The sequence below is a fragment of the Paenibacillus alba genome (genome assembly GCF_013204855.1).
GTDB lineage: Bacteria > Bacillota > Bacilli > Paenibacillales > NBRC-103111 > Paenibacillus_E > Paenibacillus_E alba.
Genome location: NZ_JABMKZ010000063.1, coordinates 20,663 through 28,089, shown reverse-complemented (window position 1 = coordinate 28,089; position 7,427 = coordinate 20,663). Strand labels below are relative to the sequence as shown.

Annotated in this window: 10 protein-coding genes; all 10 read right to left on the bottom strand. The window is 37.6% G+C overall.

The features are described from left to right. Window positions 1–100 precede the first annotated feature (100 nt). Window positions 101–355: a DUF4238 domain-containing protein gene (locus tag HQN90_RS40105; protein WP_173227789.1), complete on the bottom strand. Its 255-nt coding sequence runs from the start codon at window positions 353–355 to the stop codon at window positions 101–103. Then, on the bottom strand, window positions 330–1,130 hold the full coding sequence (locus HQN90_RS36760) for a DUF4238 domain-containing protein (RefSeq protein ID WP_173227788.1): 801 nt from the start codon (window positions 1,128–1,130) through the stop codon (window positions 330–332). The genes HQN90_RS40105 and HQN90_RS36760 overlap by 26 nt, the downstream gene beginning before the upstream one ends. A gap of 559 nt (window positions 1,131–1,689) precedes the next feature. Beyond that, complete coding sequence (locus HQN90_RS36755) at window positions 1,690–2,184, bottom strand: Imm53 family immunity protein (RefSeq protein WP_173227787.1); 495 nt, start codon at window positions 2,182–2,184, stop codon at window positions 1,690–1,692. Window positions 2,185–2,368: 184 nt separating this feature from the next. Continuing rightward, the gene (locus tag HQN90_RS36750; RefSeq protein WP_173227786.1) at window positions 2,369–3,073 is read right to left on the bottom strand and encodes a zf-HC2 domain-containing protein; all 705 of its coding nucleotides are present in this window, start codon (window positions 3,071–3,073) and stop codon (window positions 2,369–2,371) included. Further along, window positions 3,070–3,555, bottom strand: a complete 486-nt coding sequence (locus HQN90_RS36745; RefSeq protein ID WP_173227785.1) for an RNA polymerase sigma factor — start codon at window positions 3,553–3,555, stop codon at window positions 3,070–3,072. Before HQN90_RS36745 ends, HQN90_RS36750 begins: the two co-directional genes overlap by 4 nt. A gap of 315 nt (window positions 3,556–3,870) precedes the next feature. After that, window positions 3,871–4,146 (bottom strand): hypothetical protein, encoded by a 276-nt coding sequence (locus HQN90_RS36740; protein ID WP_173227784.1) that lies wholly within the window; start codon window positions 4,144–4,146, stop codon window positions 3,871–3,873. A 225-nt stretch (window positions 4,147–4,371) separates the two neighbouring features. Continuing rightward, window positions 4,372–4,839: an NUDIX domain-containing protein gene (locus HQN90_RS36735; protein WP_173227783.1), complete on the bottom strand. Its 468-nt coding sequence runs from the start codon at window positions 4,837–4,839 to the stop codon at window positions 4,372–4,374. 218 nt (window positions 4,840–5,057) lie between these two features. Then, window positions 5,058–5,591, bottom strand: coding sequence for a hypothetical protein (locus HQN90_RS36730; RefSeq protein WP_173227782.1), 534 nt, complete (start codon window positions 5,589–5,591; stop codon window positions 5,058–5,060). A 513-nt stretch (window positions 5,592–6,104) separates the two neighbouring features. After that, complete coding sequence (locus tag HQN90_RS36725) at window positions 6,105–6,977, bottom strand: AraC family transcriptional regulator (RefSeq protein ID WP_173227781.1); 873 nt, start codon at window positions 6,975–6,977, stop codon at window positions 6,105–6,107. Window positions 6,978–6,998: 21 nt separating this feature from the next. Beyond that, window positions 6,999–7,322, bottom strand: coding sequence for an SMI1/KNR4 family protein (locus tag HQN90_RS40100; RefSeq protein WP_420851111.1), 324 nt, complete (start codon window positions 7,320–7,322; stop codon window positions 6,999–7,001). Window positions 7,323–7,427 lie beyond the last annotated feature (105 nt).

Here is a 7,427-nt window from a genome sequence, read left to right as displayed (position 1 = left end):
AGCTACCTTGATCCGTTGCTCATCATAAAGGATATTGCTTTTCATATATCTCATTCCCCCTCACCAATATTGTACCTTATTGCATATTGATGACTCCAATCTAATTAGGGGGCTTCAGAGGAATATAACCTTCGTTGCAATTATCTTTTAGTCTATTGTTGTACTCAATCAGTTCATCTTTCGTAAGATCTTTTACTACATAATGATTCTTGTGGCTTCCACTTACTACCGAACAAGCAATTTGCGGGTCTATAGGGAAGATATATTCAATTTTCCCTTCGGAATTAGTAAATCTACAAACAGGATTGTCACTGGTAATGAATTCTCCATTAGCAGGAGCCTTTAAAAAAAACAAGGGTCGTCTCGTTAATAAATCTCTTTACCTCATCCATGATCAATCCAGTTCCCTTATGAAAATGACGATATAACTTCAAGATATAACTATGAGCATATTCGTCGTACACTGTCTCTAAAAAAGGAAATAGCCGTTCTTCTTCTGGGATTTTAATCAATTTAAAATCGATTTCAAAAAAGCTATCCCTAAATACCGAATCTAATGCATTTTGCAATACTGGATGATAAGGTTTCGTTCGCCATTCAAGCGAAACCATAAACTTAATCAGATCATCTCTTTTGACTGCATTCAATAAATGTGTATCCGTTGCTAATATTGCACTTTTGATTTCATTATGCGTTGAATTCCAATAATTTTCATATTGGCGATCCCAATTTACTTCAATATCTTTCCTAGTCCTTAAGAGGATAGTACTGTAAAGGGATTGTTTCATCTCATCAGAAACAATATTCCCTTTTAAATCACTAATACTCCATTCATCGAATCTATAAAATTTAAGATTCATATCCAACGGATCTTCCAATTTACTATCATCCAACTTAACGACATATTCCTTCAATGGCTCAAAGAAATATTCGAAATCCTCAGTGTTTCCACTAATAGAACCCGCTCTAATTGTATGGTAATCTTTAATCCCTGCAAATCTTTTGGTGTTTCTTTCTCGCCCTACATCGTCGAACCCTTTTTTTACAACAAATATTGACGAATCTCCATGCTTCCAAGCCTTCATATAGGTTTGAGGATTAAGATGATCATATGTCGCTTTCGTATTCATTGTATTCTCCTCGTCATATGTAATGGTCTTCTTCTCATCGTACTAACATCAAAATTTCACCAAAGATTACACAGCGTAATCAGCTGGTTTCGATACATCTTATGGAATCTGGAATTAACTTGCTAAGAATTTGCATGAGTCAACTGGGAATGAGTCCAAGATCATTAGGTTTTGATAAGAACTTGATCCCATAAGCCACGATTTATGATAACTCATATCGAGATAAAGTTATTGTCATTCAAAATCATTGGATAAACAGCAGTATCACTTCCAAGCTATTGACCGAGGCGCTTCTTGTACAATTGAAAATTTCTGTATGAACCAATCCAACCAAACAGTTGGAGATGGTTTACTATGTGATTTCGGCTATCGGACGATATTCTTGGCCTGAATCGGCATTCGGATCATATTCTTGACATTGGGAAATGACAAGAATATGATCCGATAAAATAAAAAAACCGCAGTTTCTGCGGATCGTTATCGGCCTATATTTTTGACACTCGACAGCAGCCTTTATTATATAATTCCTATATACCAAATTCTTAAGCTATGCTTCCCTTTATAGAGTGCAACTTGCGTCATCAAATGAAGATATGATCAAGCTCATTAACGCGAATTTTTCACTTTGGTTTAGTTCAGCACTTTCATAAAATGAGACAAATTCGTTCACTCTCGATGAATCTGCACTTTCATATTCCCAATCTTGTGAATACTTTCCTAACTCAGATAGACTCAATTTATGAGTCAGACTTTCAATTACCTGCCTAGTAATAAAAAACTCTTTATTATCGCTCAATTGATTTTCCACTAAGTTTTTAGGACCACCAAACCCTTCAAAATAACCTTCTTTCAACCTACAATGTATCCAATCATGCTCGGTTCTTTCTTTGACCAAACTTTCAAAAGGTTTGTTTTCTAACATAGTTTCTCGCAAATTAATTTTGACACTCCAACCAGGATTATCAAGCGTACTGATTTTTAAACCATAACAATGTTCCCAATCGCCATCACATTGGGATAAATACCACTCTTCTAACCATTGAATAAGATCCACTTGATTACACTCCCTTTACTACTTTACCGGTGATGAACAACAACTAGTTCTGTTATCAACCCCATCTACACACCTACACATTATCGCATGATTCGCTATTGTAATCCGCCCGTTACTTGATTGAACAAAAAGAGGAGCTACCGCGAGGTAAGCTCCTTCACTATTGTTCCCAGTTGTTTAGTAATTAGTCTCCGAAATGAAACTGAGCTTCGATTGCATCATTTGTTGCTGGCAATTCCATGCCTTTTTTCCATATCAAAATAGGATTCTTAGGCGACCCATAATAAACCGCTTGAATTTCCACTTCCTTTCCGTTATCTTTCTTAATGGCATTTAACCGTTTGAGATCAACATAATCGTACATGTTGGCAAGTCCGATATCAGCGAATTTCTTTGATTTAATAATGGGTCGAACTGGAATCATAAAAAAATTCCCATCACTATCCGACTTGAAATTTATTCGGTTAACATTGTAGCCGTCGGTCATTTTAACATGATAGGCGATTTTCCCATCCTTCATCCGACTAACATTTGTTATCTCAATCACATCTTTAGGTACATCTGTAATATTCCATTGCGTTAAACCGAGATAGCCTAGATATATTACAGCACAAACTGAAGTAGCTAAAACTAATCCTTTAGTAAATGCCGTTATCTTAGAACGATTCCAAATTGCCATAACGCTTTTTAATCCGTTCCCCTCCAGCTTATTTTTTTCAATAGTTCCAAGGGGCAAATCGATGCTGACTTTCAACTTATCCAGTGTCAATTTACAGTCCGCACACGAAGCAGTGTGCGCTTCTACCGCTTCTTTTGTGGCTACACTGCATACGTTGTCATAGTAAAGTGGCAGCAAATCTTTAATCACATCGCATGAGATCTTGTTCATTGGTCTTCCTCCATCAGTAAGTCTTGTATTTTATTCCTCGCTCGATGAAACGTAACCCTTGCCCAACTTTCCGTTTTCCCAAAAACTTGACTGATGTGATCAAAAGATAATTCTCCAAAAACTCTTAGCATAAATACTTCCTTATATGGATCGTCCAACCCATGTAACAGCTTATGTATTCGCAAGGTTTCTGCCTTATCAACGAACTTTTTTTCAATATCAAACCCGCTTGCCTGTTCGTGCCGATCCCCCAGTGCGAAACGTTTTTGCTTGTCCATATAAGAAAAGTAGGTGTTTTTTGCGATTTGACACAGCCAGACACTAATTTTGCAATTGCCTTTAAACTGTTCAATGTTCTTTATCGCTTTGAAAAATGTTTCCTGTGTGATTTCATCTGCAACCTGCTCATTTCTACTTAAAGACAATGCAAATAAGTAAACGTCTTGAAAATATTGATCATAGATTTTTTTCAAATCAGCCATTAGTTCACCACCTAACAATAATATGACTGGCTTATTGATTATTCGTTACAAAATTATTAAAAGATATTAGGCGGACACGAAGAATAAAACCATGCATTGGGTGACCATTGAATTAGAAATAAAAAAAGACCGAAAGCGGTCTCATGTTAAGTTATCGTTCATGGGATAGTGTATCTTTTTTTATTTCCGAAAAAAGTTTATTGCATTATCCTGCTGCCCGTTTAGCGGGGTGAAGGGCTGCCGCGCGGCAGCCCTTCACTGTTTAACTATAGTTCTGCGTTAGCTTAACGCCTTAGGATATTAACTTGCTCTTCTTTATCGATCCTTCAATGTATCTTCAATAAGTTTATTCATATCCGATCCGATCCACTTTTTTAGATCCGGGGCTTTCAACCGCATTGTTTTATTTTGATATACAACTGTCACTTGATCAGATATTGAAACCGAGGCAATCATCCCACCGTTCGGTACTTTTACTGATACTGAACCAATCGCATCTACAATTGTAAGTGTCTTTCCGCATTTTGTTTTCATGACCAGTTCATTCGGACCACCGCCCATTGATATAAACTGATCATTGGCTGTTCCCACGTATTCCGCATTAGAGAGCCAGTATAATATTTTTGCAACTGTGATCTTTTGCAAATTGTCATTAAGATCAAATTTTATAGGATCCTTTTTTTCTGTAGTCGGGGGTCCACCTATAGACTGATTCCATTTCCTCGAAATCGCTTCTGGCAGACCAATGTACGTTAGCCTCGAAGCGTGAATACGGTGTTATAAGAAAACTTACTTTTCATTGATTTAATGCAAATATTATTTTGTGTTTTTCTCGAAAGTGCTTTCAAAATATGGTCCTGAAAAATGATTGATATAATCTCTAATTACATTTCTTACTGGGTAAGGTTGTAAATTGTTCGCTTCCATTTCATCAATATGTATCCAATAAAATTCTAAATGACTTTCTTGTGATACGGGGTTAATGTTATAATTCAATTCTTGTATTTCGGTTTTAAATAAATGGTTAATTTCTTGATGATAAGACTCTTCCATAACAAACGCTGCTTCCACAGCCCCTATGTATTCCTTTACTTCACTTTCTAAGCCAAGTTCTTCGAGTATTTCTCTAGATAACGATGTCCTTATACCTTCTCGAAACTCTACATGTCCACCAGGTAGAAAGGTATTATCCATTCCGATGCAATGAGCAACTAATATATGATCTTCAGACAAGATAATCCCTCTAGCCAATACATGATACTTTTGTCTCTTTTCCGATCCCATCCTCGATTATCTCCCTCAATGTTTTAATAGGTTTTGTATAATCATTCTGCAAGTTTTCTTTTAACGCCATATTTAAAAATTTCGTATATTTTCCATATTTGAGGTATTCGTGAAATGATTCAACTATCCTGCCCGTTACTTCAATTGACAACGGCAGCCGATCGTGTGCCGGCTGCCGTCATATCGTGATTGAACTATCGTTACCCGTTAGCTTAAAACTACATACCATTATTACAAAATAAGCAACCATGGCAAGATAGAATTACTTTATGCTTGACACATTGAGGGAAACCAATAGAAATGGTAGGTTCCTCATCTAACTCGTCAGTGGTCGACCAATAAAGGTAGTGACTCTCATCTACAAGCTCTTCTTTAAAATTAGTTATTAATAAACGTAAATGATTTAAATTCCTTACTACTATGTCCTCATTAGGAATGTAATTTAAATCTTCCCATCTGTGTTTATTAATTGCTCCATCAATTACAGACAACAAAAATATCTTTTCTTCATAAAAATCTCTTTTCGTCCAAGGCATTTCACTAATGCTAAATCCCACAGTTCCAATACCTACAACTGATTGATCCCTTTGATTCAACCAAACGATGAACTCTTTCTCCCTGTCTGTTACTGCTAGGTCTGACCCACTTAGTGCGAGCACCTCTAGAAGCACACTAGTTGCTGTATTGGACATAGAGAGTGACTCAACAATTTTTTCATCGCAATTGTCACATAACCATATTGTGTTTCCCATTTAAATAATCACCTCACCTTATTTCATACAAATTATACCACGCAAGCCTGCCCTTATTCTCTGAGGGAGCTGAATGCCCAAAAGTATATATATTTTGGCTTTGTCGGCAATCGGACGATATTCTTGGCCTAGATCGGCAATCGGAACATATTCTTGATATTGAGAAATGACAAGAATATGTTCCGATAAAATAAAACAGCCGCCATTTTGGCGGATATTAATCGGACTATATTCTTGTCACTCGACAACATTGTCGGTTGACAAGAACTTGATGTCATAAATGACAAGAACTTAATCCCATTCCCGAGCCCCCGAGGCCAAGCAAAAAAGCCTCACGTTTTTAAGTGAGGCTTTTTACAACTCCGAATATTTTATTGGGGCATTTATATTTCTAACATATTTATCCTTCATTTTGATCATGTTTGCACATGAGTACACCTGGTCATTAAAGAGCACCCCTCTATTTGACACAGTTGCCAACCCCAATTCGAAAGATACTTCAACAAACACTGCTTATTTCTTTTTAATGGGTATCCATATTTCGCTTTTAAATTGCGGCGATGCTACATCTTTGTGCTCATTCCAGAGCATTTCAGGCCCTTCGCTCAGCTCATATTCCGAGGACGGAAACCATTCGGAATAAATGCGTCCCCAGATCTCTTGAAGCGCACTAGGAAAAGGGCCGACGGCTGTGAATACAGCCCATGTAGAGGCTGGCACCTCCAGCTGGGCGAATCCATCTCGTGCTTCTTTCGTTGTGGCCGCCCCGATGTAATGATCGAGTTCTCCTTTCTCCTCCATCCGCCCTTCACTGAAATTCGTGGAAGCACTGATTAGTCCTGAAGGTAGAGCATTAGAGAATCCCTTAATCTTTTCAATCATTTCTGGCGTGAGTCCTTCAAACATCGACGCAATCTCCGGATTCACCCCCTGAAATACTATTGGCACTCTTTTTTTGATCCCCACTATGCGAAAAGCCTCTTTGTCTTCAATACGGTAGTTCATTTCACTTCCTCCTTTGATAGTCAGCTGAAACGTCATCCGCGGAAAGGCTTTGAGGGACTGTCCTTGGATCCGGGCTTCAGAGGGAGTAATCCCATGCATGCTTTGGAAAGCCCTAGTAAAAGAATCCGGCGAGGTATATCCGTATTTCATCGCAGCATCGATGATCTTGATGTCACTGTGGCTTAGCTCGAGTGCTGCCAAAGTTAGGCGTCTTCGGCGGATGTATTCCGACAGAGTAATGCCTGCAAGGAATGAGAACATCCGTGTAAAATGATATTCCGAACAGCAGGCAATTTTCGCAGCCTCCTGATAGTCCACACGATCAGTAAGATTCTCCTCAATATAGCTTAAAGCTTTGTTCAGTTTCGCCAGCATATCCATGATATCGCCTCCCCTCGTTACTCAAAGCATAGCAGAGAAGGTAATTATCTTCCCTGCAACAGAGATACAAACAAAATTTTTTATTGGATCTTCTCCAATAGGGATTAAATTGGAGGGAAGTTCATTTTCTTTAGTGAAAATTAAAAAAGCAACTGCTAAACACAGCACTTCTTTATGGATCAAAGGTAGGAAATACATCAAACGACTTATTACTCTTCCATCCTTAGTTGTGAACTTTCTGCATTTTGGTTTTCCGCCATTATATTTCAATAAAAAATCTTTATAATCCTCTGGAAGACTGAAACCATATCTTTCCTCAACTGCTACAATATCTTCTTCTGTTATTTCTCCAAAAGAACTTTCTATGTTAAATTCTATTCAACACCTCATCAATATCGGCACTATATTTTGGATAATAACTCCTCAATTCATTTTATCACGAATAGCTTT

What these genes read in the sequence shown, in the direction of transcription:
- HQN90_RS36725 (WP_173227781.1), bottom strand. Translation starts at nt 6,977, where the DNA reads ATGGATATGCTGGCGAAACTGAACAAAGCTTTAAGCTATATTGAGGAG.
- HQN90_RS36750 (WP_173227786.1), bottom strand. Translation starts at nt 3,073, where the DNA reads ATGAACAAGATCTCATGCGATGTGATTAAAGATTTGCTGCCACTTTAC.
- HQN90_RS36735 (WP_173227783.1), bottom strand. Translation starts at nt 4,839, where the DNA reads ATGGGATCGGAAAAGAGACAAAAGTATCATGTATTGGCTAGAGGGATT.
- HQN90_RS36745 (WP_173227785.1), bottom strand. Translation starts at nt 3,555, where the DNA reads ATGGCTGATTTGAAAAAAATCTATGATCAATATTTTCAAGACGTTTAC.
- HQN90_RS36730 (WP_173227782.1), bottom strand. Translation starts at nt 5,591, where the DNA reads ATGGGAAACACAATATGGTTATGTGACAATTGCGATGAAAAAATTGTT.
- HQN90_RS36760 (WP_173227788.1), bottom strand. Translation starts at nt 1,130, where the DNA reads ATGAATACGAAAGCGACATATGATCATCTTAATCCTCAAACCTATATG.